21 protein-coding genes and 1 riboswitch are annotated in these 26,350 nt (G+C 70.1%); of the genes, 15 read left to right on the top strand and 6 right to left on the bottom strand.

The genetic code is table 11. The features are described from left to right. Nucleotides 1–8: 8 nt before the first annotated feature. Entirely contained in the window at nt 9–704 is a 696-nt protein-coding gene (locus ACFYWI_RS11120) for a type 1 glutamine amidotransferase domain-containing protein (protein ID WP_389228750.1), read from the bottom strand. Nucleotides 705–796: 92 nt separating this feature from the next. Here ACFYWI_RS11120 and ACFYWI_RS11115 point away from each other — a divergent pair, with 92 nt between their 5' ends. The 3 genes from ACFYWI_RS11115 (at nt 797) to gdhA (ending at nt 3,579) form a co-directional block, all read left to right on the top strand. After that, a complete protein-coding gene (locus tag ACFYWI_RS11115; protein ID WP_389228747.1) occupies nt 797–1,765 on the top strand; it encodes a LysR family transcriptional regulator in 969 nt (322 codons plus the stop codon). Between the two features lie 70 nt (nt 1,766–1,835). After that, on the top strand, nt 1,836–1,958 hold the full coding sequence (locus ACFYWI_RS11110; RefSeq protein WP_389228744.1) for a hypothetical protein: 123 nt from the start codon (nt 1,836–1,838) through the stop codon (nt 1,956–1,958). Nucleotides 1,959–2,223: 265 nt separating this feature from the next. Then, a complete protein-coding gene (gdhA, locus tag ACFYWI_RS11105) occupies nt 2,224–3,579 on the top strand; it encodes an NADP-specific glutamate dehydrogenase (RefSeq protein ID WP_389228741.1) in 1,356 nt (451 codons plus the stop codon). 112 nt (nt 3,580–3,691) lie between these two features. On the opposite strand, the gene ACFYWI_RS11100 is transcribed toward gdhA, so the two are convergent. The 3 genes from ACFYWI_RS11100 to ACFYWI_RS11090 form a co-directional block, all read right to left on the bottom strand. Further along, nucleotides 3,692–4,411, bottom strand: a complete 720-nt coding sequence (locus ACFYWI_RS11100; RefSeq protein WP_389228738.1) for a DUF1775 domain-containing protein — start codon at nt 4,409–4,411, stop codon at nt 3,692–3,694. Nucleotides 4,412–4,451: 40 nt separating this feature from the next. Then, nucleotides 4,452–5,126, bottom strand: a complete 675-nt coding sequence (locus tag ACFYWI_RS11095) for a hypothetical protein (protein ID WP_389228735.1) — start codon at nt 5,124–5,126, stop codon at nt 4,452–4,454. A 114-nt stretch (nt 5,127–5,240) separates the two neighbouring features. Further along, the gene (locus ACFYWI_RS11090; protein ID WP_389228732.1) at nt 5,241–6,650 is read right to left on the bottom strand and encodes a short-chain fatty acyl-CoA regulator family protein; all 1,410 of its coding nucleotides are present in this window, start codon (nt 6,648–6,650) and stop codon (nt 5,241–5,243) included. A gap of 329 nt (nt 6,651–6,979) precedes the next feature. On the opposite strand from ACFYWI_RS11090, the gene aceA reads away from it, so the two are divergent. The 6 genes from aceA to ACFYWI_RS11060 all read left to right on the top strand — a co-directional run bounded on the left by aceA (nt 6,980) and on the right by ACFYWI_RS11060 (nt 15,824). Beyond that, a complete protein-coding gene (aceA, locus tag ACFYWI_RS11085) occupies nt 6,980–8,272 on the top strand; it encodes an isocitrate lyase (protein WP_389228729.1) in 1,293 nt (430 codons plus the stop codon). A 156-nt stretch (nt 8,273–8,428) separates the two neighbouring features. Beyond that, nucleotides 8,429–10,021: a malate synthase A gene (aceB, locus tag ACFYWI_RS11080; protein WP_389228726.1), complete on the top strand. Its 1,593-nt coding sequence runs from the start codon at nt 8,429–8,431 to the stop codon at nt 10,019–10,021. Next, entirely contained in the window at nt 10,018–10,887 is an 870-nt protein-coding gene (locus tag ACFYWI_RS11075) for a 3-hydroxybutyryl-CoA dehydrogenase (RefSeq protein ID WP_389228723.1), read from the top strand. Before aceB ends, ACFYWI_RS11075 begins: the two co-directional genes overlap by 4 nt. Before the next feature lie 171 nt (nt 10,888–11,058). Continuing rightward, nucleotides 11,059–11,281, top strand: a riboswitch (cobalamin riboswitch). 163 nt (nt 11,282–11,444) lie between these two features. Next, on the top strand, nt 11,445–13,769 hold the full coding sequence (gene metE, locus ACFYWI_RS11070) for a 5-methyltetrahydropteroyltriglutamate--homocysteine S-methyltransferase (RefSeq protein WP_389228720.1): 2,325 nt from the start codon (nt 11,445–11,447) through the stop codon (nt 13,767–13,769). Between the two features lie 217 nt (nt 13,770–13,986). Next, complete coding sequence (locus tag ACFYWI_RS11065) at nt 13,987–15,249, top strand: sulfite oxidase (RefSeq protein WP_389228716.1); 1,263 nt, start codon at nt 13,987–13,989, stop codon at nt 15,247–15,249. 302 nt (nt 15,250–15,551) lie between these two features. Continuing rightward, nucleotides 15,552–15,824: a hypothetical protein gene (locus ACFYWI_RS11060; RefSeq protein ID WP_389228713.1), complete on the top strand. Its 273-nt coding sequence runs from the start codon at nt 15,552–15,554 to the stop codon at nt 15,822–15,824. A 3-nt stretch (nt 15,825–15,827) separates the two neighbouring features. Here ACFYWI_RS11060 and ACFYWI_RS11055 read toward each other — a convergent pair whose 3' ends face one another. Together ACFYWI_RS11055 and ACFYWI_RS11050 are read right to left on the bottom strand one after the other, a co-directional pair. After that, entirely contained in the window at nt 15,828–16,757 is a 930-nt protein-coding gene (locus ACFYWI_RS11055; protein ID WP_389228710.1) for a carbohydrate kinase family protein, read from the bottom strand. Nucleotides 16,758–16,765: 8 nt separating this feature from the next. Beyond that, nucleotides 16,766–17,800 (bottom strand): LacI family DNA-binding transcriptional regulator, encoded by a 1,035-nt coding sequence (locus ACFYWI_RS11050; protein WP_389228707.1) that lies wholly within the window; start codon nt 17,798–17,800, stop codon nt 16,766–16,768. A 354-nt stretch (nt 17,801–18,154) separates the two neighbouring features. Here ACFYWI_RS11050 and ACFYWI_RS11045 point away from each other — a divergent pair, with 354 nt between their 5' ends. From ACFYWI_RS11045 to ACFYWI_RS11020, 6 genes are all read left to right on the top strand, one after another. Further along, the gene (locus tag ACFYWI_RS11045; protein WP_389228704.1) at nt 18,155–19,429 is read left to right on the top strand and encodes an extracellular solute-binding protein; all 1,275 of its coding nucleotides are present in this window, start codon (nt 18,155–18,157) and stop codon (nt 19,427–19,429) included. A gap of 99 nt (nt 19,430–19,528) precedes the next feature. After that, entirely contained in the window at nt 19,529–20,530 is a 1,002-nt protein-coding gene (locus tag ACFYWI_RS11040; protein ID WP_389228701.1) for a carbohydrate ABC transporter permease, read from the top strand. Nucleotides 20,531–20,552: 22 nt separating this feature from the next. Continuing rightward, complete coding sequence (locus ACFYWI_RS11035; protein WP_389228698.1) at nt 20,553–21,464, top strand: sugar ABC transporter permease; 912 nt, start codon at nt 20,553–20,555, stop codon at nt 21,462–21,464. Between the two features lie 48 nt (nt 21,465–21,512). Beyond that, a complete protein-coding gene (locus ACFYWI_RS11030) occupies nt 21,513–23,177 on the top strand; it encodes a glycoside hydrolase family 13 protein (RefSeq protein WP_389228695.1) in 1,665 nt (554 codons plus the stop codon). Further along, nucleotides 23,165–24,232, top strand: coding sequence for a LacI family DNA-binding transcriptional regulator (locus ACFYWI_RS11025; protein ID WP_389228692.1), 1,068 nt, complete (start codon nt 23,165–23,167; stop codon nt 24,230–24,232). Before ACFYWI_RS11030 ends, ACFYWI_RS11025 begins: the two co-directional genes overlap by 13 nt. Before the next feature lie 386 nt (nt 24,233–24,618). After that, complete coding sequence (locus tag ACFYWI_RS11020; RefSeq protein ID WP_389228689.1) at nt 24,619–26,310, top strand: carbohydrate-binding module family 20 domain-containing protein; 1,692 nt, start codon at nt 24,619–24,621, stop codon at nt 26,308–26,310. Nucleotides 26,311–26,350: the final 40 nt, after the last annotated feature.

Below are 26,350 nucleotides of genomic sequence, written 5' to 3'. Positions count from 1 at the left end.
GGAAGTCGTCAGCCCAGCGCCTTCAGGACCTTGGCAGCCAGAGGGGCGGAGGAGGCCGGGTTCTGACCGGTGACCAGGTTGCGGTCGACGACCACATGCGGGGCCCACGGCTCGCCTTCCTGGAAGTCGGCGCCGAGCTCCACGAGACGGTCCTGGAGCAGCCACTTGGCCCGGTCGGCGAGACCTGCCTGGGTCTCCTCGGCGTTGGTGAATCCGGTCAGCTTGTAGCCGGCGAACGGCGAGGTGCCGTCGCTGCCCCGGGCCGCGAGCAGCGCGGCCGGGCCGTGACAGACCACGCCGAGCGGCTTGCCCGAGGCCAGCGCCGCGGTGAGCAGATCGCCGGAGCGGGTGTCGACCGCCAGGTCCTCCATCGGGCCGTGGCCGCCGGGGTAGAAGACGGCGTCGTAGTCCGCGAGGTCGACGTCCTCGAGCTTCGCCGGCTGCTGCAGTTCGGTCACCGCCTCGAGGGCACGCGCCACCTTGTCGGCGCCGTCCTGGCCGCCGTTGACCGTGGGGTCCAGACTCGCCCGGTCCACGGTCGGTACGACGCCGCCGGGAGTGGCGACCACGATCCGGTGGCCGGCCGCCGTGAACGCCTCGTAGGGGGAGACGACCTCCTCGGCCCAGAAGCCGCTGGGGTGCTTGGTGCCGTCGGCCAGCGTCCAGAAGTCTGCGCCGGTCACGACGAAAAGTATGTTTGCCATGCCTCGACGGTAGGCCGCCCATCGATAGGAATCCAATAGGGGATTCACTGCCTGCCATTGGAAAACCAATGGCTTGGCGTACAGTGCGCCCTATGAGGCACAAGGATTCCGATGGCTTCGACGGGTCCGCAGGACCACGCAGGGCGGCCGCCGGCGCACCCATGGACCTGAATCTGCTGCGCACCTTCCTCGCCGTCTACAGGTCCGGATCCTTCACCGCAGGGGCCCATCTGCTCGGTCTTTCCCAGCCCACGGTGACCACCCAGATCCGCTCGCTGGAACGGCAGCTGGGGCGTGAGCTGTTCGAGCGGCTGCCGCGCGGAGTGGCCCCCGCCCCGCTCGCCGACGAACTCGCCGCCCGGATTGTCGGCCCGCTCGACGCGCTCGCCGCCGTCACCGGCCAGGCGGGACCGGACGAGGCAGGGACCGCGGAGCCCGTTCATCTCGCCGGCCCCGCCGAGCTGCTGTGCGTACGCGCGCTCCCCGCGCTCGCTCCGCTCGTCCAAGGCGGCGTGAGCGTGCGCGTGACCACGGGGCTCACCGACCCGCTCCTGGACGAACTGCGCTCCGGACGTCACGACCTGCTCATCGCCACCCACCGGCCGCGCGGGCGGGCGCTGACCGCCGTACCGATGACGGACGAGGAGTTCGTCCTGGTCGCCGCACCCGCCTGGGCCGAGAGGATCGGCGGACCCGACCGGACGGCCGTCGACGGGCCCGCGGCGCTGCACGGCATCCCTCTGATCAGCTACGCCGAGGACCTGCCCATCGCCCGCCGCTACTGGCGGCACGTCTTCGGCAGACGCCTCACCGGCCAGGCCGCCGTGACCGTCCCCGACCTGCGGGGCGTGCTCTCCGCGGTCGTGGCGGGTGCCGGTTTCACCGTGCTGCCCCGCTATCTGTGTCTGGACGAACTCGCCTCCGGCGCGCTGGTACTGCTCCACGAACCCCGGGACCCGCCCATCAACACCGGCTACCTCGTCCAGCGCCCCGGCTCCTCCGGGAACCCTCATGTCGCTCTCGTGCGTGACCACCTCCTCCAGGCCGCGCGGACCTGGTAGCGGACCTCTCGTGCCGTCGGGGGCGGCTTGTTCCGGACCTGCCCGGCCGCTCTGGCTCGACACCGCGAGCATGTACGGCGGCACCTACCTCGCCGGCCCCCGCTGGGCCGTCGGAGCCAGGAAGGATGTCCTGACCACGCTGCGCACCAAGCTCGGCGGCGAGCTGACGCAGCTCACGGGCATGAACTCCTGAGCCGATAATCAGGCCCCGAACCCGTCCCGCTGCCCGTCCGGGTTCAGGCCTGAGCGGGTCGCGGACACGGGCCCGGCGCTCCTGGTACTGCTTCGGTCCAACGCGGCTTCAGCGGCGGTGCCACGACGGCCGCGACAGGACGACCGATACGGTCGTCGACTGAACGGCGAGGGCGACCTGGCCGTACTGATCGCCGGCAACGACACCAGGCCCGCCACCACCGCGGCCCGGCCGTCATCCGCCGTCAGGGCAGGAAGGGACATCTGTGACACTGTCATCCTCGACCGACCGACTGGATTCGCTGCGCGCCGAACTCGAGCGCCTCAACCCCGCCCAGCCGGAATTCCATCAGGCAGCACGGGAAGTGCTCGAGAGCCTGGCCCCCGTGTTCGCCGCGCGTCCCGAGTACGCGCAACCAGGGCTCATCGAGCGGATCTGCGAGCCGGAGCGGCAGATCATCTTCCGGGTGCCCTGGCAGGACGATCGCGGTGACGTGCACGTCAACCGGGGATTCAGGGTGGAGTTCAACAGCGCCCTCGGCCCGTACAAGGGCGGCCTGCGGTTCCACCCGTCGGTGAACCTGGGCGTCGTGAAGTTCCTCGGTTTCGAGCAGATCTTCAAGAACGCCCTCACCGGTCTCGGTATCGGCGGGGGCAAGGGTGGCAGCGACTTCGATCCCCGGGGCCGTTCGGACGCCGAAGTCATGCGCTTCTGCCAGTCGTTCATGACCGAACTCCACCGGCACATCGGCGAGCACACCGACATCCCGGCCGGTGACATCGGCGTCGGCGGCCGGGAGATCGGCTATCTCTTCGGCCAGTACCGCCGCATCACCAACCGCTGGGAGGCGGGCGTCCTCACCGGCAAGGGCCAGGGCTGGGGCGGCTCGGCGATCCGCACCGAGGCGACCGGCTACGGCAGCGTGCTCTTCGCCGCCGAGATGCTGCGCATGCGCGGGGAGGAACTCGAGGGCCAGGCAGCCGTGGTCTCCGGCTCCGGCAATGTCGCCATCCACACCATCGAGATGCTCCACCGCCGCGGCGCCCACCCGCTGACCTGCTCCGACTCCGGGGGCTGCATCGTGGACGAGAAGGGTATCGACCTCGAACTCCTCAAGCAGATCAAGGAGGTCGAGCGGACACGGGTCAGCGAGTACGCCAAGCGCCGCGGTTCCTCCGCCCGTTACGTGCCCGGCGGCCGGGTGTGGGACGTGCCCGCGGACCTCGCCTTCCCGTCGGCCACGCAGAACGAGCTCGCCGACGACGACGCGCTCGCCCTCGTACGCAACGGGGTCAAGGCCGTCGCCGAAGGCGCCAACATGCCGACGACCCCGGAAGCGGTGCGCACCCTGCAGGACGCGGGTGTGGCCTTCGGCCCGGGCAAGGCCGCCAATGCGGGCGGTGTCGCCGTCAGCGCCCTGGAGATGCGCCAGAACGCCGCACGCGAGTCATGGACCGCCGCGCGGGTGGAGGCCGAACTCTCCGTGATCATGAGCGACATCCATCGGATCTGCCACGAGACGTCCGAACGTTACGGGGCGCCCGGCGACTATGTGACCGGCGCCAATATCGCGGGGTTCGAGCGGGTCGCCGATGCCGTGCTCGCCCAGGGGCTCATCTGACCCGTCACGCCGGCCGAGTACCGCCGTGCCGTACGGGACCCGCACGGCACGGCGAGAAGGACGCGGCGGCCGGGAGCGGAGTCACCGCTCCCGCCCCGTACCCGCAACTGCTCTACGCCGAGGCGCTGTTACGACGCCGCGACCACAGCGCGACACCCGCACCCACGAGGGCGACGGCCGCGACCGCGCCCACGACGAGGCCGGTGCCGTTCCCGCCGTCGTCCTGCTTCGTCGCCTCCGCCGGCTTCGCAGCGGAAGGTGTCGGCGTGGTGGCGCTCTGCTCGGGCGAGGACTCGGCGCTGGCGCTCGGACTCGGTGTGATCGGCCTGGCGCCCCGCGCGGCGGGCTCCAGCTTCAGTACCGGAGCGGGGTTGTCCGCCTGTTCGCCGTCGCCCGGTGTTTCGATCCATCGCGCGACGTTGCCGTCGCCGTACGTCTCGACGGTCTTGAACACCAGCGACGTCGCATCGGGCAACTGCCGTACGACGATGCTGTGCTCGGCGTCCGTACCCGTCTTCAGGGCGGTGCCGCCCACGGTGTAGCCGTCCTCGGTGGTCGACAGCTTCCAGCCCTTCGGGGCTTCCTCGAGCGCGACCGCATCCGGCTTGATGCCCTCGGGCAGGACGATCCGCAGCTCCTTGATGCCCGCGGTGTCCGACTCGGCCTCGGAGGTGAAGGTCAGGGTGACGTTCTCGGCGAGCGCGCGGGCCTCGGACGCGGTCACGTGGGCGTGCGCGGCCGCTGTGGTCGCCCCGGCGACGACGGTGACCACGGCCGCCGCGGCAACCAGGCCCAGCCGGCGGACGGTCAGGTACATGCGTGGTGTGTTCATGGATGTACGGATCTCTCGGTTCGGCGCGGATCAGCGCGGATCAGCGCATGACAGGGGGAAGGCCGGCGGAGCGCACCGCCGACGGTGGCCCCCTGCGCACCAGGACATGAACGAGCTGCCTCCGCACCCGGGACGGATCGCGGACGACGGGCAGCGGCAGCCCTCTACCCCCGGCCGTGCCTCCCGACCGCAGCGACAGCCGCCCCGCCGCCGCGGCCAGCGCCGCGGTCGCCGATCCGATCAACCGGTCGATGAGGGACGGCAGTTCGGACAGCCGCCGGTCGGCGCGCTGCATCAGCACCGCGACTGTCACGGCCGCCACCGCATGCGCGACGAGCATCATGGAGGCACTGTGATGCGACGGGTACTGCGCACCCGTCGCCCGATGGGTCTCATGGGCCGGCTCTCCGGCCCGGGAGCTCACCGGCAGGGACAGGGCGCGGTGCAGCACCAGTTGCGCGGCGAGGGTCGCCGCCAGCGCCGGCGCGGGTTTTCGGACACGCCCCGCACCCGGCAGGACGGCCAGGAGGACCGCGGCCGTCGCAGCCGTCAGCCGCGCCCACTGCACGGCGTCCCCGGACCCCAGATGATGGCCGACCGTGGCCAGGACCGAGCTGATCACCGTGAAGAGCCCGGCCCTCAGCCACCGCTCGCTCCGCCGGGCGGCCGGCGGGGAGCAGATCACGGAGGCCAGGGATGCTTCGGGTGAGGTCATGCCGCGCCCATCATCCATGTCCCCGCCCGCGCCCACCGCCACAACCCCGCAATACGTATCCGCAGGCCCGGCGGCTCGGCCGCGCGATCCCGCGCGGCGGCCCGGCAAGGCGCCTCAGCGCGGACCGTCCGCCACCGGATACGGCACGAAGGTGCTGCTGCGCTCGTCGATCGCCAGCGGCCGCCCGAGCGGCGGAACCGCACGCTGCGGGCAGTCCACCCGTTCGCAGATACGGCAGCCCATGCCGATCGGGGTGGCGGCGGAGGCGTTGTCGAGGTCGAGCCCGTCGGAGTAGACGAGCCGTCCCGCATGGCGGATCTCGCAGCCGAGCCCGATCGCAAAGGTCTTGCCGGGTTCGCCCCAGCCGCCACGGTGGCGGGTGACGGTGCGGGCGGTCCACAGATGGCGCTGACCGTCGGGCATGGCGGCGATCTGGACATGGATACGGCCGGGCGCTGCGAACGCCTCGTACACATTCCACAAAGGACAGGTGCCGCCGGCCCGGGAGAAGTGGAAGCCGGTGGCGGACTGCCGCTTGGACAGGTTGCCCGCCCGGTCGACCCGGACGAACGAGAACGGCACACCGCGCAGCCGCGGCCGCTGGAGGGTGCTCAGCCGGTGGCAGACGGTCTCGTAGCCCAGCCCGAACCGGTCGGTGAGCCGCTCGATGTCGTAGCGCAGTTCCTCGGCGGCACCGTGGAAAGCGCGGTACGGCAGGATCAGTGCGGCGGCGAAGTAGTTGGCGACCCCGATCCGCGCCAGCGACCAGCTCGCCGAGCCCTCCTCGTGGTCCTGCGAGGCGAGGCGCGACAGCTCGTCGTCGTACTCGAGCAGGGCGAGCTGGGTGGCCATGCGGAAGGCCTGCTGGCCGGGGCGCAGCCGGGCCGACAGATGCAGGACGCGGGCGGCGGGGTCGTAGCGGTGCAGTCGGTCGGAGTCGGCGGCGATGCGTACTCCGTGCTGCTCGGTGAGCCGGGCCGACAGGGCCCGCAGCACCTCGCCGGGGCGGATGCCGAGCGCGCCCGCCAGCTCTTCGGCCGCGGTGTCGGCGTCGTGCAGATAGTTCTGCCGACGGTAGAAGAACTCGCGGATCTCCTCGTGGGGCGAGCGCGGTGCGGTGGGCGGGGTGGCGTCCGCACGGCCCTCGGCGGCCTCGGCCAGTTGCTCGGTCAATTCCTGGTTGCGCCGCCCGAGGTCCAGCAGGACGGCGGCGACCGACGGCAGCCGGGAGACCAGTTCGGACAGATCGCCGGGGGACACCCGGGCCGTGGCGAGATCGTCGGCGAGCGCTTCGCGCAGACCGGCGAGGACACGGCCGGTGTCCCGTTCGGAGAAGAAGCCCGGGTCCACGCCGAACGCCTCGGTCAACCGCAGGAGTACGGGCACGGTCAGCGGCCTGGAGTCGTGCTCCATCTGGTTCAGATAGCTCGGCGAGATGGCCAGCACCCGGGCCAGCTCTGCCTGGCTGAGCCGCCGTTCCTCGCGCAACCGGCGCAGTCTCGCTCCCGCGTACGTCTTGCCCATGGCAGCGAGTGTAGGCCTCAGTGAGCCCAGTCCAGCATTGGCAAGGTTGGCACAATGGAGAGGGAAGATTCGCAAAGGTTGGCATGCGTCCCTGCTTGATGGCACTCAGTGCCACTGTCAGAGTCGTGCTGCGGCCCGCCGGACCCGGCGACCAAGCCGGAACTTCGGGCGCGATTTCATGCCCTGACGTCGCACATCCCGGCATCCCGGCACGGCGACTCCGGCGCATTGCTCACCGCTCCACACACCGGGCGGGGATCGGCGGGCCGCACAGCATACGAAGGAGCATGTCCTTCGCACCCTTTACAGAACATCACCGGGAGACGGTCATGGCGCAGACAGGGACAACGGCGGCTCAGCAGGCCGAGCAGTTGGCGCAGCAATGGGCGACACAGCCGCGCTGGCAGGGTGTGGAACGCACGTACACGGCCGAGGAAGTGGTCCGGCTGAGTGGCAGCGTCCGCGAGGAGCACACCCTGGCCCGGCGCGGCGCCGAGCGGCTGTGGCGGCAGCTGCACGAGCAGGACTACATCCATGCGTTGGGCGCCCTGACCGGTGGCCAGGCCGTGCAGCAGGTGAAGGCGGGCCTGCAGGCGATCTATCTCTCCGGCTGGCAGGTCGCGGCCGATGCCAACCAGGCCGGCCACACCTACCCCGACCAGAGCCTCTACCCGGTCAACTCGGTTCCACAGGTGGTCCGTCGGATCAACAACGCGCTGCTGCGTGCCGACCAGATCGCCACCGCGGAGGGCGGCACGGACACCACGGACTGGCTGGCCCCGATCGTCGCCGACGCCGAGGCCGGCTTCGGCGGACCGCTCAACGCCTTCGAGCTGACCAAGGCCATGATCGCCGCCGGTGCCGCGGGTATCCATTACGAGGACCAGCTGGCCTCCGAGAAGAAGTGCGGACACCTCGGCGGCAAGGTCCTCGTGCCGACGGCCCAGCACATCCGCACCCTCAACGCGGCCCGTCTCGCGGCCGACATCGCCGATGTGCCGACGCTGATCGTGGCTCGTACGGACGCGCTCGCCGCGAACCTGCTGACCAGTGACGTGGATGAGCGCGACGCGCAGTTCGTGACGGGGGAGCGCACCGCCGAGGGCTTCTACCGGGTGCAGAACGGCATGGCTCCGGTCATCGCCCGTGGTCTCGCCTACGCCCCGTACGCCGACCTCATCTGGGTCGAGACCGGCACCCCGGATCTGGCACAGGCCCGCGAGTTCGCCGAGGCCATCCACGCCGAGAACCCCGACCAGATGCTGGCGTACAACTGCTCGCCGTCCTTCAACTGGAAGGCCGCCCTGGACGACGACCAGATCGCCAAGTTCCAGCGGGAGCTGGGCGCGATGGGCTATCGCTTCCAGTTCATCACCCTGGCCGGCTTCCACTCCCTCAACCACGGCATGTTCGACCTGGCCCGCGGCTACGCCGAGCACGGCATGACCGCCTACGTCGACCTGCAGGAGCGCGAGTTCGCCGCACAGGCCCAGGGCTTCACCGCGGTCAAGCACCAACGCGAGGTCGGCACCGGCTACTTCGACCTCGTCTCCACCGCCGTCAACCCCGCCTCCTCAACCACAGCGCTGAGCGGCTCCACCGAGGAAGAGCAGTTCCACTGAGCCCCATCAGTGCCGGTCCCGTCCGCGGCCGGGACCGGCAGCTCCTCCGGCCTCGACGCGAGGCGCGGCACCCGCACGTCAAGCGAACCCGTGTCCAGGTGGGGGCCGGACGGCCGTCCCCGTCCGGCCCGCACCACTCCCGCTGAGGAGTACCTCATGTCCACCACCGCACTGACCGGTCGTATCCAGGTCCTCGGCGCACCCGGCGACCGCTTCGACGAGATCCTCACACCCGAGGCTCTGGACTTCATCGCCCGCCTCGACGCCGCCTTCGCCGGCCGTCGCTTCGAGCTGTTCGCCGAGCGGCGGCGGCTGGCGGGCCGGCTCACCTCCGGCTTCCCGCTCGACTTCTCCCGCGCCACCACGGGCATCCGCAACGACCCCGACTGGCGGGTCGCCCCGCCCGGCCCTGGCCTGACCGACCGCCGCGTGGAGATCACCGGACCGCCCGACCGGCGGACGGTGGCCGATGCCCTGACCTCCGGTGCCCAGGTGTGGATGGCGGACTTCGAGGACGCCACCTCGCCGACCTGGGACAACATTGTCGGCGGTCAGCTCGTCCTGCTCGACGCCGTCGAGCGGCGCATCGGCTTCACCACCCCGGAGTGCGGGAAGCGCCGGTTCGGCGACGACCTCGCCACGATCATGGTCCGCCCCCGCGGCTGGCACCTCACCGAAAAGCATCTGGTGATCGACGGCCGTCCGCTGTCCGCGTCCCTCGTCGACTTCGGCCTGTACTTCTTCCACTGCGCCCAGCGGCAGATCGACGCGGGCCAGGGGCCGTACTTCTACCTCCCCAAGCTGGAGCACCGCGACGAAGCCCGCCTGTGGAACGACGTGTTCGTCCTCGCCCAGGACCTCCTGGACATCCCGCGCGGCACCATCCGCGCGACCGTTCTCATCGAGACCGTCACCGCGGCCCTGGAGATGGAGGAGATCCTCTTCGAACTGCGCGAACACAGCGCAGGACTCAACGCGGGCCGCTGGGACTACCTCTTCAGCCTGATCAAGAACTTCGCCCACCGCCCCGACTTCACCCTTCCCGACCGGGACCGGGTCACCATGACCGCCCCGTTCCTGCGGGCCTACACCGAACTCCTCGTGCGCACCTGCCACAAGCGCGGGGCCCACGCCATCGGCGGCATGGCCGCACACGTGCCCGTCCAGGACGCCACGGCACAGGAATCCGCACTCGCCAGGGTCCGGCTCGACAAGGAACGTGAGGCGGAGGACGGCTTCGACGGCACCTGGGTGGCCCACCCGGCACTCGTCCCCCTCTGCCGCGACATCTTCGACGGCGTCCTCGGCGGCCGGCCCCACCAGCTCGACCGCACGCGCGAAGACGTCGACGTCGGCGCCGATGACCTCCTGGCCGTCCGCCGCACTTCAGGCCCGCCCACGCCGGACGGTGTCCGTTCCAACGTTGCGCTCGCCCTGCGCTACTTCGATGCCTGGCTGCGCGGCCAGGGCGCCGTCCCCCTGGACGGCCACATGGAGGACGCCGCAACCGCCGAAATCGCCCGCAGCCAAGTCTGGCAGTGGCTACGACACGGCGCCGTCGACCGCGACAGCGTTCTCGCGATCCTGGATGAGGAGATCGCGGCGCTCGGCCGGGAGTACCCCTGGGCCCGCGTCGAGGAGGTCCGCGAGATCTTCGAACGCACCGCCCTCGCCAGGACGCTGCCCGAGTTCTTCACCACCGACGCCTACCCCCGCCACCTCGTCCGACGATCGGAAGTACAGTCATGAACGGATCCCTCACACGGGTCGGCGTCGTCGGCGGCGGGCAGATGGGCGCCGGAATCGCCGAAGTCTGCGCCCGCGCCGGGCTGGACACCGTGGTCTGCGAGGCGGACACCACCGCCGCGCGCGGCGCTCGGGAACGGGTGGCTGTCTCCCTCGAACGCGCCGTCCAGCGAGGCAAGCTCGACCGTATCTCCGCCGAGGACGCCCTTGCCCGGCTCGTCTTCAGCGGCAGCCTCGACGACCTGGCCGACCGGCAGCTCGTCGTCGAAGCCGTCGTCGAGAACGCCGAGGCGAAGACCGAGGTCTTTGCCGCGCTCGACAAGATCGTCGAAGATCCGGAGGCGATCCTGGCCACCAACACCTCATCCATCCCGGTCATGCGCCTGGGCATGGCAACGAACCGCGCCGACCGCGTGCTCGGCCTGCACTTCTTCAACCCGGTACCCGTCCTGCCGCTGGTGGAGGTTGTGGCATCCCTGCACACCGCGCCCGACGCGGTGACGGCAGTCGAGGAGTTCGCGACCAGCACGCTGCGCAAGACAGTGGTCCGCTCCCAGGACCGGGCCGGCTTCGTCGTCAACGCCCTGCTCATCCCTTACCTCCTCTCCGCGATCCGTATGGCCGAGTCCGGCTTTGCCACCGCCACCGACGTAGACGCAGGGATGGAGCTCGGCTGCGCCCATCCGATGGGGCCGCTCAAGCTGGCGGACCTGATCGGCCTGGACACCGTCGCGGCCATCGCGGAGTCGCTGTACGACGAGTTCAAGGAACCCCTCTACGCCCCGCCACCGCTGCTCCAGCGGATGGTCGAGGCGGGGCTGCTCGGCCGTAAGTCGGGCCGGGGGTTCCACACCTACGACCGGGGCTGAGGGGCCCGGGTTCGCCGCCGGGGCCGAGGGGCCCAGGCTGCTGTGGAGCGGGGCGCGGAGCGGTGTGACCGAGCTGCCCCGCGCCCTGCTGTGTTGTCCGTGGCTGAGCAGCATGTCTCAGATCACCGCCGGAATGTGAACGGTTGTATCCGCGCTCGAGGGCTGCCCTCTAGGCTGGCAGGCGCAGCTGGTTCGCCCTGTCATCCAGATGGGAGCGTCGTAAGAGGGAACCCGGTGTAAATCCGGGACTGCCCCGCAGCGGTGAGCGGGAACGACCGCCGTCATACGCACTGGGCCCGGCCGGGTCTGGGAAGCGACGGCCAGTAGGAGTCCGCCGGGAGACCGGCAGACGTGCCCGCGAGTCCGAAGACCTGCCCGTTGCCCGTGCGCGACCGATCGCGTGCGGAGATCCTGGCGACCTCGAGGGAGGGTCGGCGTGCATACCAGACGGACGGCCGCGCGAACGGCGCGAGACCGTGCCGTCCGGTTCGTCACCTCTTCGCGTTCTCTGCCCGTCGCCGGGTGCCACAGGAGACATACTCGCGAAGGAGAGTTCCTTGACCAGCAAGTCCGCAGCCGCGGCAGCACGGGCCACCGTGTACGGCTACCCCCGTCAGGGCCAGAACCGTGAACTGAAGAAGGCTGTCGAGGGCTATTGGAAGGGCCGCGTCACCGCCGATGCCCTCCGGGAGACCGCCGCCGGGCTGCGCCGCGCCAACTGGCAGCAGCTGACCGGGGCCGGCATCCACGAGGTGCCGACCGGTGACTTCTCGTACTACGACCACGTCCTGGACATCAGCGTGATGGTGGGTGCGATCCCCGCCCGCCACCGTGCCGCCGTCGAGGCAGGCTCCCTGGACGGCTACTTCGCGATGGCCCGCGGCACCCAGGACGTGGCGCCGCTGGAGATGACCAAGTGGTTCGACACCAACTACCACTACCTGGTCCCCGAACTCGGCCCCGACACCGTCTTCACCGCCGACTCCACCAAGCAGGTCGCCGAGCTGAAGGAGGCCCTCGCGCTCGGTCACACCGCCCGGCCGGTACTGGTCGGACCGGTCACCTATCTGCTGCTGGCCAAGCCCGCACCCGGCGTCGCCGCCGACTTCGAGCCGATCACTCTGCTGGACCGGCTGCTGCCGGTGTACGCGCAGGTGCTCGCCGATCTGCGGGCCGCCGGCGCCGAGTGGGTGCAGCTGGACGAGCCCGCTCTCGTGCAGGACCGCACCCGCGCGGACCTGAACGCCGCCGCCCGCGCCTACCGCGACCTCGGTGGTCTCGACGACCGGCCCAAGCTGTTGGTCGCCTCCTACTTCGACCGTCTCGGCGAAGCCCTGCCCATCCTCGCCAAGGCCCCCGTCGACGGTCTCGCGCTGGACTTCACCGATGCCGCCGCGGCCAATCTCGACGACCTGGCCGCAGTAGGCGGGCTGCCCGGCAAGCGCTTGGTCGCCGGAGTCGTCAACGGCCGCAACATCTGGATCAACGACTTCGAGAAGTCCCTGTCCACTCTCGGTACGCTCCTCGGCCTCGCCGACCGGGTCGATGTCGCGGCCTCCTGCTCCCTGCTGCACGTGCCGCTCGACTCCGCGGCCGAGCGCGACATCGACCCCCAGATCGCCCGCTGGCTCGCCTTCGCCCGCCAGAAGACCGCCGAAATCGTCACCCTCGCCCGCGGCCTTGCCCAGGGCACGGAAACCGTCGCGGCCGAACTCGCCGCCAACCGAGCCGACCTGGCCTCCCGTGCCGGCTCGGCACTCACCCACGACCCCGCGGTCCGCGCCCGGGCATCGGCCGTCACCGACACCGATGGCCGCCGCTACCAGCCGTACCCCGAGAGGGCCGCCGCCCAGCGCGCCCACCTCGGGCTGCCGCTGCTGCCCACGACCACCATCGGCTCCTTCCCCCAGACGACTGAACTGCGCGCCGCCCGGTCCGATCTGCGCGCGGGAAGGATCGACGTCGCCGGCTACGAGGAGCGCATCGAGGCGGAGATCCGCGAGGTCATCTCCTTCCAGGAGAAGACCGGTATCGACGTCCTGGTACACGGTGAGCCCGAACGCAACGACATGGTGCAGTACTTCGCCGAGCAGCTGACGGGGTATCTCGCCACGCAGCACGGCTGGGTCCAGTCCTACGGCACCCGCTGCGTCCGCCCGCCGATCCTGGCCGGTGACATCTCCCGCCCCGAGCCGATGACACTCCGCTGGACGCGTTACGCCCAGTCGCTCACCGACCGCCCGGTCAAGGGAATGCTCACCGGCCCGGTCACCATGCTCGCCTGGTCCTTCGTCCGCGACGACCAGCCGCTGGGCGACACCGCACGCCAGGTCGCGCTCGCCCTGCGCGACGAGGTCAACGACCTGGAAGCGGCGGGCAGTTCGGTCATCCAGGTCGACGAGCCCGCGCTGCGCGAGACGCTCCCGCTCCGGGCCGCCGACCACGGGGCGTACCTGGCCTGGGCGACGGAGGCGTTCCGCCTCACCACGAGTGGCGTACGCCCGGACACCCAGATCCACACCCACATGTGCTACGCCGAGTTCGGGGACATCGTCCAGGCCATCGACGACCTCGACGCCGACGTCATCAGCCTGGAAGCCGCCCGCTCCCACATGCAGGTCGCCGGTGAACTGAGCACGGCGCGTTACCCGCGCGAGGTCGGGCCTGGCGTGTACGACATCCATTCGCCTCGCGTACCGGGCCGGGACGAGGCCGCGGACCTGCTGCGCAAAGGGCTTGCGGCGATCGGGGCCGAGCGGCTGTGGGTCAACCCCGACTGCGGGCTGAAGACCCGTGGCTGGCCGGAGACCAGGGCATCGCTGGAGAACCTGGTCGCGGCAGCCCGCCAGGTGCGTGACGAGGTGGGGGCCACCGGTTCCTGACCGTGCGCTGCCGACCGGGTCGGGGACCGGCCATGTCCCCGGCCCGGCCGGGCCGCCCCGTCCGCCATGGACAGCCCCGTGTTGCGGACGCGTTGCGGCTTCATGGCCTTTGCGGCGGTGCGCTTCCAGGCGTCCGGAAACGGCCTCTACCGTCCGTATCAGGCAGCCGGAACCCTGGGGGTGACGTCCCCGCCCGGCTCGCACCTGTGGAGTGTTCATGTCGTTCGTGCCCCTGTCCGAGTCCGCCTACGACCGCAGGCGGCTTCGCCAGTGGACCCGCGGCAGCGCCAGAACATCCGGGATCGACCGCCGGGACCTGATGAAACTGGTCGCCGCCGCATCCGCGGCGGTACCGCTCGGCCTGGCTGCCGGCCCGGCCGGCGCGGTGCCCGCCGCCGTGGCCGCAGGCATTGTCAAGCCCCTGCCGCCGGAACTGTTCACCATCCGCGGCACCAACGCCGAGACCAACTTCGCCTCCCTGCGGGGCACGGGACTGCACACCCCGGCCGACCGGTTCTTCGTACGCAACCACACCGTGACGCCCCGCATCGAGGCCGCCGACTGGCGACTCGGCGTATGGGGCAGCGGACTGACCGGCCCCGGGGTGCACTTCACCTGTGACGACCTGCGCGCCCTGCCTGCGGTCACCCGTACCGCATTCGTAGAGTGCGCGGGAAACGGCCGCAGCTTCTACACGACCCAGCAGGGGCAGCAGGTCAGCGGCACCGCGTGGACACTCGGAGCCATCGGGGTCGCGCGCTGGCGCGGTGCCCGGCTCGGCGATGTGCTGCGCAGGGCCGGCATCTCCCCGGGCGCCGTGGACGTGCTGCCGCGCGGCCTCGACGACGAGGTCGTCAGCGGCGGGATCAATCTCGGCCGGGTCCGCAGGCCGCTGCCGGTGGCCAAGGCACTGGACGACGTCCTGCTCGCCTACGAGATGAACGGCGAGCCCCTGCCGCCCGATCACGGCCATCCGGTCCGGCTGATCGTCCCCAACTGGGTGGGCATCTCCTCGATCAAATGGGTCGGCGACATCGAGGTGAGCGCCGAACCGCTGTACACCCCGTGGAACACCGACATGTACCGGCTGTTCGGCGCCGGACATCCGGCCGGGGGCAGCGCCCCGCTGACCCGGCAGGGTCTCAAGAGCGCCTTCGAGCTGGCCGCGGGGGCGATCCTTCCCGTCCACCGCGAGGTCGAGCTCACCGGCCGCTCGTGGTCCGGAGGAGCGCCCGTGCGGAAGGTGGAGATCAGCACCGACGGCGGCCGGTACTGGTGCCCGGCGCGGCTGCGCGACACCCCGCGCAGGGGCAGTTGGGTGCGCTGGTCGGCCGGGTGGGTGCCGCGGCGCCGGGGACCGGCCGTACTGCTGGCCCGTGCGACGGACGCGACGGGACGCACCCAGTCCGAGGTGGCGGTGCACAACACCCAGGGCTATCTCTTCGACGCGGTGGTGCGGCACCCGGTGACGGTCGACTGACCGGTGCCCCGGATCCCCTGACGGGCTACGGGCCTGGGTGGCGTCCCTGATTCAATGTGCCGTCGGCCAGAGGCAGGACGCGGCAGATGCGGAAGACCACGACAGGTGTCGCGGCGCCGGCGGCGCGAGCCGGGGCTGGGCGGGGCGGACCGTTGAACCCGGGGACGAGGAAATGATCACTGTTCGATCGTTCGACCGCTGCGACGAGTGGGCCCGGTTCGACCCGGCGACGGGAGATCTCGCACCGGTGCGGCGGCGGGGACCCGGCGGGGGAGTACGGCGAGCTCGCCGGCGTCCGGCTGGTGCTCTACCGGGCCCGGGGCGTTCTCCGGCCGCGCCTCGCGGAGCGGGACGTCGTCGCCGACGGGGATCTGGAGACGCGCCACGAGCGGGACGGTGACCGCTGTCGGCCGACCGTCGGCAGCATGTCCGTCGAGTACCCGGTGCCGGAGACCGTCGTCGACCCGGCCGAGGACCCGACGCCCTTCGTGGCGGCCGAGCACTTCGACCTGGGGCTGTTCGTGGTCAATGTGCTCGGCGACCCGGCCCGCCGGGAGATCGTGTACCGGCGGTGACCGTCACCGGCCGGCGGCACGCGCGCAGGCGGCGCGCAGCCCCGGCCGGTCGATGAACTCGGTGTGCGTGCCGGCCGAGGCGCAGGCGAAGGCCCCGGAGACCGAGCCGGCCAGCACGCACTCCTCCACCTCGCCCCCCTCCAGGAGCGTCTGCAGGAACGCGGTGACGAACGCGTCCCCCGCACCGTTGGTGTCGACGACGGGCCGTTCGGGGCGCACCGCCGGGAAGTGCCGTACGTACTGCTCGCCGCGCACCAGCAGGTGGCAGCCGTCGGCGCCGTCGGTGGCCACCACCAGCCGTGCCCGGCCCTCGTCGAGGATCGTGTGCAGCACGTCGTCGAGCCGGTCGTGGATCGCGGCGGCGCTCAGGAAGACGTAGTCGGACGCGAGGGCATAGGTGCGGTGGTGCGGATTGCGGCCGTCCCAGTCGTGCAGATCGGTGGAGCTGCTCACCCCGAGCCGGCGGATGTCCTCGTACATGTCCCGGTTGTGGCCGACGATCGACAGATGGACATGGCGGGCGCGCTCCAGATACGGCAGGTAGAAGGCGCGCGGCAGCCGTAGATCCGCCGGGTGACGGCCGTCGTAGAAGGAGAAGCGGCGGCCCTGGGGGTCGACGAGGTTGACCCCGCGGGGGGTGCCGTGCGGCGAGTGGACGTGGCTGAAGTCCAGGCCGCTCCGGGCATACGCGGCGAGCACCGCCCGGCCCTGCGCGTCGTCGCCGAGGAAGTCGATGAACTTGGTGGCAAGGCCCAGCGCATGGAAGCCCAGCGCCACACCGTTGCCCGTGTGCGCCACGTAGTCGTGCACCGGGGGTACGAACACCGAGTCCCCGGGCGGCAGTTCAAGAGCCTCCACCCGTACGATCGTGTCCACTCCGGCGCCACCGACCACCAGCATGTCGAGATCGGGTGCCCTCACGTCAGTGTTCATGCCGGTGTTCACTCCGCGACAGCAGCCCGCTTGGCACCGGAGGAGGTCGATCCGCGCACCACCAGCTCCGGCATGAAAACGAACTCGCTGTGCGGGGCAGGCGTACCGCCTATCTCCTCCAGCAGGGCACGGACGGCCGCCTGCCCCATGGCCTGGACGGGCTGGCGGATCGTGGTCAGCGGGGGATCGGTGAACGCTATGAGCGGCGAGTCGTCGAAACCGACCACGGAGATGTCCTTCGGGACGTGCAGCCCCTGCTGGCGGGCGGCCCGGATCGCGCCGAGCGCCATCATGTCGCTGGCGCACACGACGGCGGTGCAGCCCCGGGCGATCAGCGCGGTGGCCGCGGCCTGGCCGCCCTCCAGCGTGTAGAGGGAATGCTGGATCAGCTGCGCGGACTCCTCGGGTGTGAGCCCCAGCCGCTCCTTCATACCGAGCTGGAACCCCTCGATCTTGCGCAGCACCGGAACGAACCGCCTGGGGCCCAGTGCCAGACCGATGCGGGTGTGACCGAGCGAGACCAGATGCGTGACCGCGAGCTGCATCGCCGCCCGGTCGTCGGGGGAGACGAAGGGGGCCTGCACATGCGGAGAAAAGCCGTTGACAAGGACAAAGGGGACGCCCTGGCCGCGCAACTGGTCGTACCGCTGCATATCGGCGGTGGTGTCGGCGTGCAGACCGGACACGAAGATGATCCCGGAAACGCCGCGGTCCACCAGCATCTCGGTGAGCTCGTCCTCCGTGGACCCGCCCGGCGTCTGGGTCGCGAGCACCGGCGTGTAGCCCTGGCGGGTCAGTGCCTGTCCGATGACCTGGGCGAGCGCCGGGAAGATGGGATTGTCCAGCTCGGGGGTTATCAGGCCGATCAGGCCGGCGCTGCGGCGGCGCAGCCGCACGGGCCGCTCGTAGCCGAGGACGTCGAGCGCGGCAAGGACGGACTCGCGGGTGGCCGCGGCCACACCGGGCTTGCCGTTGAGTACGCGGCTGACTGTGGCTTCACTGACCCCCGCCTGGGCTGCGATGTCGGAGAGCCGCGCGGTCATGGGAGGGGACTGTACCTGTCGCGTGTCGGCTTGCCCACCGGATACGGGATCTGCGGCTTCGTGCGACATCGGGGACTTGCGCGCCATGAACGACCCCTTTCGGACGGTCAGGACAGAAACGTAACAGGCCTGCAAACTCTTGCGGAAGGCTTGCGAGGGTCGTCGAGGGCGGCGCAACCTGGGGAAGGCGCAGGTGTCAAGCGATGCACCGGCAACTCTCCGGACACACGGATGTAACGATCAATCGGCCTTGCAGAAATTTGCCGCAAGGTCTTTCGGATAGTTTTCAGCCCTGTTACGTTCCTCGACGAATCGGCGCCGCGATGGAGCGGTCCCCTCGTTGAAGGAGTTCACATGCGACGTGGCATAGCGGCCACCGCGCTGACCGCGACCTTGGCGCTTGCGGTAACGGCTTGCGGCGGCGACAGCGACAACGGTTCGAAGGGCGAAGGCGGCCCCGTCACCATCACCTGGTGGGACACCTCCAATGCCACCAACGAGGCGCCCAACTACAAGGCCCTGATCTCGGAGTTCGAGAAGGCCAACAAGGACATCACCGTCAAGTACGTGAATGTCCCCTTCGACCAGGCGCAGAACAAGTTCCAGACCGCGGCCGGCAGCAAGGGCGCGCCCGACGTGGTCCGTGCCGACGTCGGCTGGACCGCCAACTGGGCGAAGTCCCAGTTCCTCGCGCCGCTGGACGGCACCGAGGCGCTGAAGAACTCCGAGGACATCACCCCGGCCCTGCTCAAGCAGGCCCAGTACGAGGGCAAGACCTACGGTGCGCCGATTGTCACCGACTCGCTCGCGCTCATGTGGAACAAGGAACTGCTGAAGAAGGCCGGCGTCGACAAGGCGCCCACGACCTGGGACGAGCTGAAGAAGGTCTCCAAGGCCGTCGCCTCCAAGACCGACGCCGAGGGCTTCTGGCTGAACAAGGCCGGCTACTACCAGATGCCGTTCCTCTACGGCGAGGGCGTCGACCTGATCGACTCCGAGGGCAAGAAGATCACCGTCAACTCGGACAAGGCCGTCAAGGCCATCGAGACCAGCAAGAGCCTGCTGGCCGCCGACGGTGTCGCCAAGCTCGATGTCTCCGCCGACTCCTACGCCCACATGCAGGACGCCTTCACGACCGGCAAGGTCGCCATGATCGTCCAGGGCCCGTGGGAGCTCACCAACATATACAAGGGCGCTGCCTTCAAGGACGCGGCGAACCTGGGCATCTCCACGGTCCCGGCCGGCTCGGCCGGCAAGGGCGCCCCGATCGGCGGCCACAACCTGTCCGTCTACGCCGGCTCCGACGCCGCCCACCAGAAGGCCGCGCAGAAGTTCGTCGGCTTCATGACCTCCGCCGAGAGCCAGGCGAAGATCGCGCTGAAGAACAGCACCCTGCCGACCCGTACCTCCGCCTACACCGCCGAGGTCAAGGCGCTGCCCGGCTTCGCCGACATGCAGACGGTTCTGGCCGAGGCCGGTAAGGCGCGCGGCTCGGACCCGAGCTACAGCTCCCTGTACACCGACTTCGAGACCAACGTCACCAAGGTCCTCCAGGGCAAGGCCGACGTGAAGAAGGGTCTGGACGACACCGCCGCGGCCTACAAGAAGCTGCTGAAGGACTACTCCTGATCCTCACGGCCGGCCCGCCCCGCCTGACCGGGGCGGGCCGGCCGTGCAGCCGTACCCCCCAACCGACCCCCGCAGGAATCTGCCGAGAAGGTGCCGAAGATGACCGTCGCCGTCGAGGGTGCTACCCGAAAGGGTGGGCGTGGTGACGCCCCGCGCCCCGGGCTCTTCGCCCGTATGAAACTGTCGTACGAGAAGCACTGGTACGCCTGGGCCATGGTGGCTCCGGTCGTCCTCGTGCTCGGCGTGCTGGTGCTCTACCCGCTCATCCGCGGCATCTATCTGTCGATGACCGACGCCACCAGCCTCAACGTGGGCCGGACGATCGGTGTCAACGAGATCCCGGACGCCTTCTCGTTCGTCGGCGCGGACAACTACACGGAGATCCTCTCCGGCTCCGACGGCCAGTTCTGGCCGCACTTCACCTGGACGATCGTGTGGACGATCGTCTGTGTCGCGTTCCACTACGGCATCGGGCTCGGCCTCGCGATGCTGCTCAACCGCAAGCTGCGCGGCCGCACCTTCTACCGGCTCGTCCTGATCCTGCCGTGGGCGGTGCCCACGTTCGTCACCGTCTTCTCCTGGCGGCTGATACTCGCCGACGAGGGCGGCATCCTGAACGCCGCGCTCGGCTGGCTTCATCTGCCGCAGCCCGGCTGGCTCAGCGACGTCTTCTGGCAGCGCACCTCCGCGATCATGGTCAATGTCTGGGTCGGTGTGCCCTTCATGATGGTCTCGCTGCTCGGCGGACTGCAGTCGATCAACACCGATCTGTACGAGGCCGCCGAGATGGACGGCACCACTCCCTGGCAGCGCTTCCGCCATGTCACGCTGCCCGGCCTGCGCTCGGTCAGCTCCACCGTGATCCTTCTCGGCATCATCTGGACGTTCAACCAGTTCGTCGTGATCTTCCTGCTGTTCGGCGCGACCGGTGCACCCGAGGCCCAGATCCTCGTCACATGGGCCTACCGCCTCGGCTTCGGCCAGGATCCGCGCGACTACGCCGGATCGGCGGCCTACGGCGTGATCATCCTGTCGATGCTCATCGTCTTCGCCTCCTTCTACCGGCGCTGGCTCGCCCGCAACGAGCAGACCGCCGCCTGAGACACGAAAGGACGCCACCGACATGAGCATCACGACCGAACGCCCCGCGGCGGCCACCGCGGCGAAGACCGCAGCACCCGGCGGCCGCGGCCGCGAACGCCGCCGCGGACAGCGCAGCTTCGGCGCCTCCGTCGCCATCCACGCCACCCTGATCGTGGCGAGCTTCATCGCCTTCTTCCCGGTCGGCTGGATCGCCTGGATCTCGCTCGGCCCGGACAAGACGGACTTCCTCCACCCGGACGAGATCGCCGGCAAGATCAGCCTCGAGAACTACTCGGCCGTGCTGAACGACACCGAGTTCCTCCAGTGGTTCGTCAACTCGCTGATCGTGGCGCTGGGCACCTGTCTGCTGGGCGTGTTCATCGCCGCCAGCGCCGGCTACGCCGTCTCCCGGATGCGCTTCCCCGGCCACCGCCAGCTGATGTGGACCTTCCTGGTCACCCAGATGTTCCCGGTCGCCATCCTGATGGTCCCGCTCTACAAGATCGTCGCGGACCTGGGTCTGCTGGACACCTACGGGGCGCTCATCCTGGTCTACTGCACCACGGCCGTCCCGTACTGCGCCTGGCTGCTCAAGGGCTACTTCGACACCATCCCGCACGAGATCGACGAGGCCGGCCGGGTCGACGGACTGACCCCCTTCGGCACCTTCTACCGGCTGATCCTGCCGCTCGCCCGGCCGGGCCTGGCGGTGGCCGCCTTCTACACCTTCCTCACCGCGTGGGGCGAGGTCGCCTACGCATCGGTGTTCATGCTCAGCGAGGGCAAGTACACCCTGTCCATCGGTCTGACCACCTTCGTCAGCCAGTACGACACCCAGTGGGACCTGATGGCCGCGACCGCGGTGCTCATCGCCCTGCCGGCGTCGCTCGTCTTCTACCTCGTCCAGCGCCATCTGGTCACCGGCCTCACCGCCGGCGCGGCGAAGTCCTGACGCGCACCCCCACTTGTTCCCGTCCGCCATCTCGTACTCAGGGAAGACATGACCCAGCACCTCGCTGCCCCCACGCACACACTCGACGGCACCCGACCGGGCTGGTGGCGCGACGCGGTGATCTACCAGGTCTATCCGCGCAGCTTCGCCGACGGGAACGGCGACGGCATGGGCGATCTCGACGGTGTACGCAGCCGGCTGCCGTATCTGAAGAACCTCGGCGTCGACGCCGTCTGGCTCAGCCCCTTCTACGCCTCCCCACAGGCCGACGCCGGCTACGACGTCGCCGACTACCGTGCCATCGACCCGATGTTCGGCACCCTCCTCGACGCCGACGCCCTGATCCGCGACGCCCACGAGCTGGGCCTGCGCATCATCGTCGACCTGGTCCCCAACCACTCGTCCGACCAGCACGAGTGGTTCAAGCGCGCGCTCGCCGAGGGCCCCGGCTCCGCACTGCGCGAGCGCTACCACTTCCGCCCCGGCAAGGGCGCGAACGGTCAGCTCCCGCCCAACGACTGGGAATCCATCTTCGGCGGCCCCGCCTGGACGCGCACCGAGAACCCGGACGGCACCCCTGGCGACTGGTATCTGCACCTCTTCGCGCCCGAGCAGCCCGACTTCAACTGGGACCACCCGGCCGTCGCCGACGAGTTCCGCTCGATCCTGCGCTTCTGGCTGGACATGGGCGTCGACGGCTTCCGCGTCGATGTCGCCCACGGCCTGGTCAAGGCCGAGGGTCTGCCCGACATCGGCGGCCACGACCAGCTGAAGCTGCTCGGGAACGACGTCATGCCGTTCTTCGACCAGGACGGCGTGCACGACATCTACCGCGCCTGGCGCAAGATCCTCGACGAGTACCCGGGGGACCGGATCGCCGTCGCCGAGGCCTGGACGCCGACCGTGGAGCGCACGGCGAACTACGTACGCCCCGACGAGCTGCACCAGGCCTTCAACTTCCAGTACCTCGGCACCGCCTGGGACGCCACCGAGCTCCGCTCGGTCATCGACCTCTCGCTCGCGGCGATGCGGCCCGTCGGCGCCCCCGCCACCTGGGTGCTCTCCAACCACGACGTCACCCGGCACGCGACCCGGTTCGCCAACCCGCCCGGTCTCGGCACCCAGATCCGCGACGCCGGGGACCGGGAGCTCGGCCTGCGCCGGGCCCGTGCGGCGACGCTGCTGATGCTGGCGCTGCCCGGCTCCGCGTACCTCTACCAGGGCGAGGAGCTCGGTCTGCCGGACGTCACGGACCTGCCCGACGAGGTGCGCCAGGACCCGTCGTTCTTCCGCGCGGCCGGTCAGGACGGATTCCGCGACGGCTGCCGGGTGCCGATCCCGTGGACCGCCGAGGGCTCCTCGTACGGCTTCGGCAGCGGCGGCAGCTGGCTGCCGCAGCCGGACAGCTGGGGCGGACTCAGTGTCGAGGCGCAGACCGGTGACCCGGACTCGACCCTGGAGCTGTACCGCAGCGCGCTGGCCGTGCGCCGCGAGCAGCCGGGACTCGGCGAGGGGGACGCGGTGAGCTGGCTGGACGCCCCCGAGGGTGTGCTCGCCTTCCGCCGCGAGGGCTTCGTCTGCACCGTGAACACGACCGGCAAGGCGGTCTCCCTGCCGGCGTACGGTCAACTGCTGCTGGCCAGTGCCGCGGTCGCCGTGGACGGCGGCCGGGTGGATCTGCCCGCGGACAGCACGGTGTGGTGGGCGGTGTGACGGTTCCGCTGCCGCGGGGTGCCGACAACGGCACCCCGCGGCTTTCGGACATCGCGGCCCAGGCCGCTGTCAGTGAGGCCACCGTCAGCCGGGTGCTCAACGGCAAGCCCGGAGTCGCGTCCCCGACCAGGCAGCGGGTGCTGGCCGCGCTCGACGTCCTCGGCTATGAACGGCCGGTACGCCTCAAGCGGCGCAGCGCCGGTCTGGTCGGTCTGGTGATCCCTGAGCTCACCAACCCGATCTTTCCGGCGTTTGCCCAGGTCATAGAGCAGGTGCTGGCCGGGCACGGCTACACGCCGGTCCTGTGCACCCAGATGCCGGGCGGTGCCACCGAGGACGAGCTGGTCGAGCAGCTGGTGGAGCGTGGTGTCACCGGCATCGTCTTTCTCTCCGGGCTGCACGCGGACACCACCGCCGACGCCTCGCGCTATGTCCGGCTGTCCTCCCGTGGGGTCCCGTTCGTCCTCATCAACGGTTACAACGAAGCGGTCGACGCGCCGTTCGTCTCGCCCGACGACCGTTCGGCCGCGCGGATGGCCGTCTCGCATCTCGCCGAACTGGGGCATGAGCGCATCGGTCTCGCCATCGGGCCGACCCGCTATGTGCCCTCCCGCCGCAAGGCGGAGGGCTTCACCGACGCCCTGCACACGGTGCTCGGTGTGCCGCGTCAGGAGGCCGAAAACCTCATCCAGCGCACGCTGTTCTCCGTCGAGGGCGGGCAGGCGGCGGCCGGACTGCTGATGGATCAGGGCTGCACCGGGATCGTCTGCGGCAGCGACCTGATGGCGCTGGGTGCGATCCGCGCGGTGCGTTCGCGGGGCCTGGATGTGCCGGGGGATGTGTCCGTGGTCGGTTTCGACGACTCCCCGCTGATCGCATTCACCGACCCGCCGCTGACGACCGTGCGCCAGCCCGTCAAGGCGATGGCGACGGCCGCGGTGAACGCGCTGATCGAGGAGATCCAGGGAAACCCGGTGCACCGCACCGAGTTCGTCTTCCAGCCCGAGCTGGTCGTCCGCGGTTCCACGAGCCAGCGGCACGATCGGCGCAGCTGATCAAGGATGCCCGGGGCCTGCCCTGTTGAGGGCGGCGGGGTCTGAAGTGGCCCCGGGCCTCCCCGGCTTGAGAACCGGTCCGGCCGGCCGGGCGCGTAGGGCCCGGCAGGGCCGGGTCCCCCGGCCGGCCGGACCGGCGTCGTGGGTGAACGTAACACCCCTGCAATGACTTGCGAAAGAGTTTGCGGTCACGAAACGGCCATGTTCCTGCGCCGTCACCGGAGTGTGCTCAAGGGCTTGACCTGTGCGCGGCAGAACCGTACGGTCTCGACCGCAATCAGTTTCAGACTTCTTGCAGCAAGAATCGTCAAAGGCCTTGCGGACATGGCGCGTTGTCGTACGAGGCTTCCCCCTCGCATCCGCACCTCCCCCGAAGAGGAGGATTCATGGCCCGCAGAACCGTGGCCGCTGCACTCGCCACCCTGGCGGGAGCCGCTGTGGCCGTCACGGCCCCCACCTCGGCCCAGGGCACGCCGCCCGGCGAAAAGGACGTCACCGCCGTGATGTTCGAGTGGAACTTCGCCTCGGTGGCCAAGGCCTGCACGGACCAGCTCGGTCCCGCCGGCTACGGCTACGTCCAGGTCTCGCCCCCGCAGGAGCACATCCAGGGCTCGCAGTGGTGGACCTCGTACCAGCCCGTCAGCTACAAGATCGCGGGACGGCTGGGCGACCGCGCGTCGTTCCGGAGCATGGTCAGCAGCTGCCACACGGCAGGCGTCAAGGTCGTCGTCGACACTGTCATCAACCACATGGCCGCCGCCTCCGGGACGGGTACCGGCGGCTCCTCGTACACCAAGTACGGCTACCCCGGCCTGTACTCGTCGCCCGACATGGACGACTGCACCGCCCGGATCAGCAACTACCAGGACCGGGCCGACGTCCAGAACTGCGAGCTGGTCGGTCTCGCCGACCTCGATACCGGCGAGGAGTACGTCCGCACCAGGATCGCCGGCTATATGAACGACCTGCTGAGCCTCGGCGTCGACGGCTTCCGTATCGACGCCGCCAAGCACATGCCCGCCGCCGACCTCGCCGCCATCAGGGCGAAGCTCACCGACACCGGCGTGTACTGGAAGCAGGAAGCCATCCATGGCGCCGGCGAGGCGGTCTCCCCGAGCGAGTACCTCGGCAACGGCGACGTCCAGGAGTTCCGTTACGCCCGCGACCTCAAGCGCGTCTTCACCAGCGAGAACCTCGCTTATCTGAAGAACTTCGGCGAGGGCTGGGGCTACATGGCCTCCGGCAGGTCCGCCGTCTTCGTGGACAACCACGACACCGAGCGCGTCGGCGACACGCTCACCTACAAGGACGGTGCCAACTACACCCTCGCCGGTGTCTTCATGCTGGCCTGGCCGTACGGATCGCCCGATGTCCACTCCGGCTACGAGTGGTCCGACAAGGACGCGGGGCCCCCGGCCGGCGGCAAGGTGAACGCCTGCTACAGCGACGGATGGAAGTGCCAGCACGCCTGGCGCGAAATCTCCTCGATGGTCGCCTTCCGGAATGTGGCCCGCGGCCAGGGCGTCACCAACTGGTGGGACAACGGCGGCGACCAGATCGCCTTCGGACGCGGCGACAAGGCGTACGTCGCCATCAACCACGAGGCCTCGCCGCTGACCCGGACCTTCCAGACCTCGCTGCCCGCCGGCACCTACTGCGACGTGCAGAGCAACCGGACCGTCACGGTGAACGATTCCGGCCGGTTCACGGCGACGCTCGGCCCCGACACCGCGCTCGCCCTGCACACCGGGGCCGTGACCTGCAGCGGCGACTCCACCCCCGCCACCAGTGGCGCGTCGTTCAACGTCAACGCCACCACCGTGGTCGGCCAGGACATCTACGTCACCGGCAACCACTCGGCGCTCGGCAACTGGAACACCGGCAGCGCGCTCAAGCTGGACCCGGCGGGCTACCCCGTCTGGAAGCTCGACGTGACGCTGCCCGCGGGCATGTCGTTCGAGTACAAGTACCTCCGCAAGGACGGCTCGGGCACTGTCACCTGGGAAGGCGGCATCAACCGCACCGCCACCGTCCCGGCCTCGGGCAAGGTCACGCTGAACGACACCTGGCGCGGCTGACACCCGCCTTCGCAACCGCCGCCCCGTCTCCCGTCTGCGC

This window comes from Streptomyces sp. NPDC002889 (assembly GCF_042888425.1).
In the GTDB taxonomy this organism is placed as follows: Bacteria; Actinomycetota; Actinomycetes; order Streptomycetales; family Streptomycetaceae; genus Streptomyces.
This window is presented reverse-complemented; position numbering and strand designations above follow the sequence as displayed.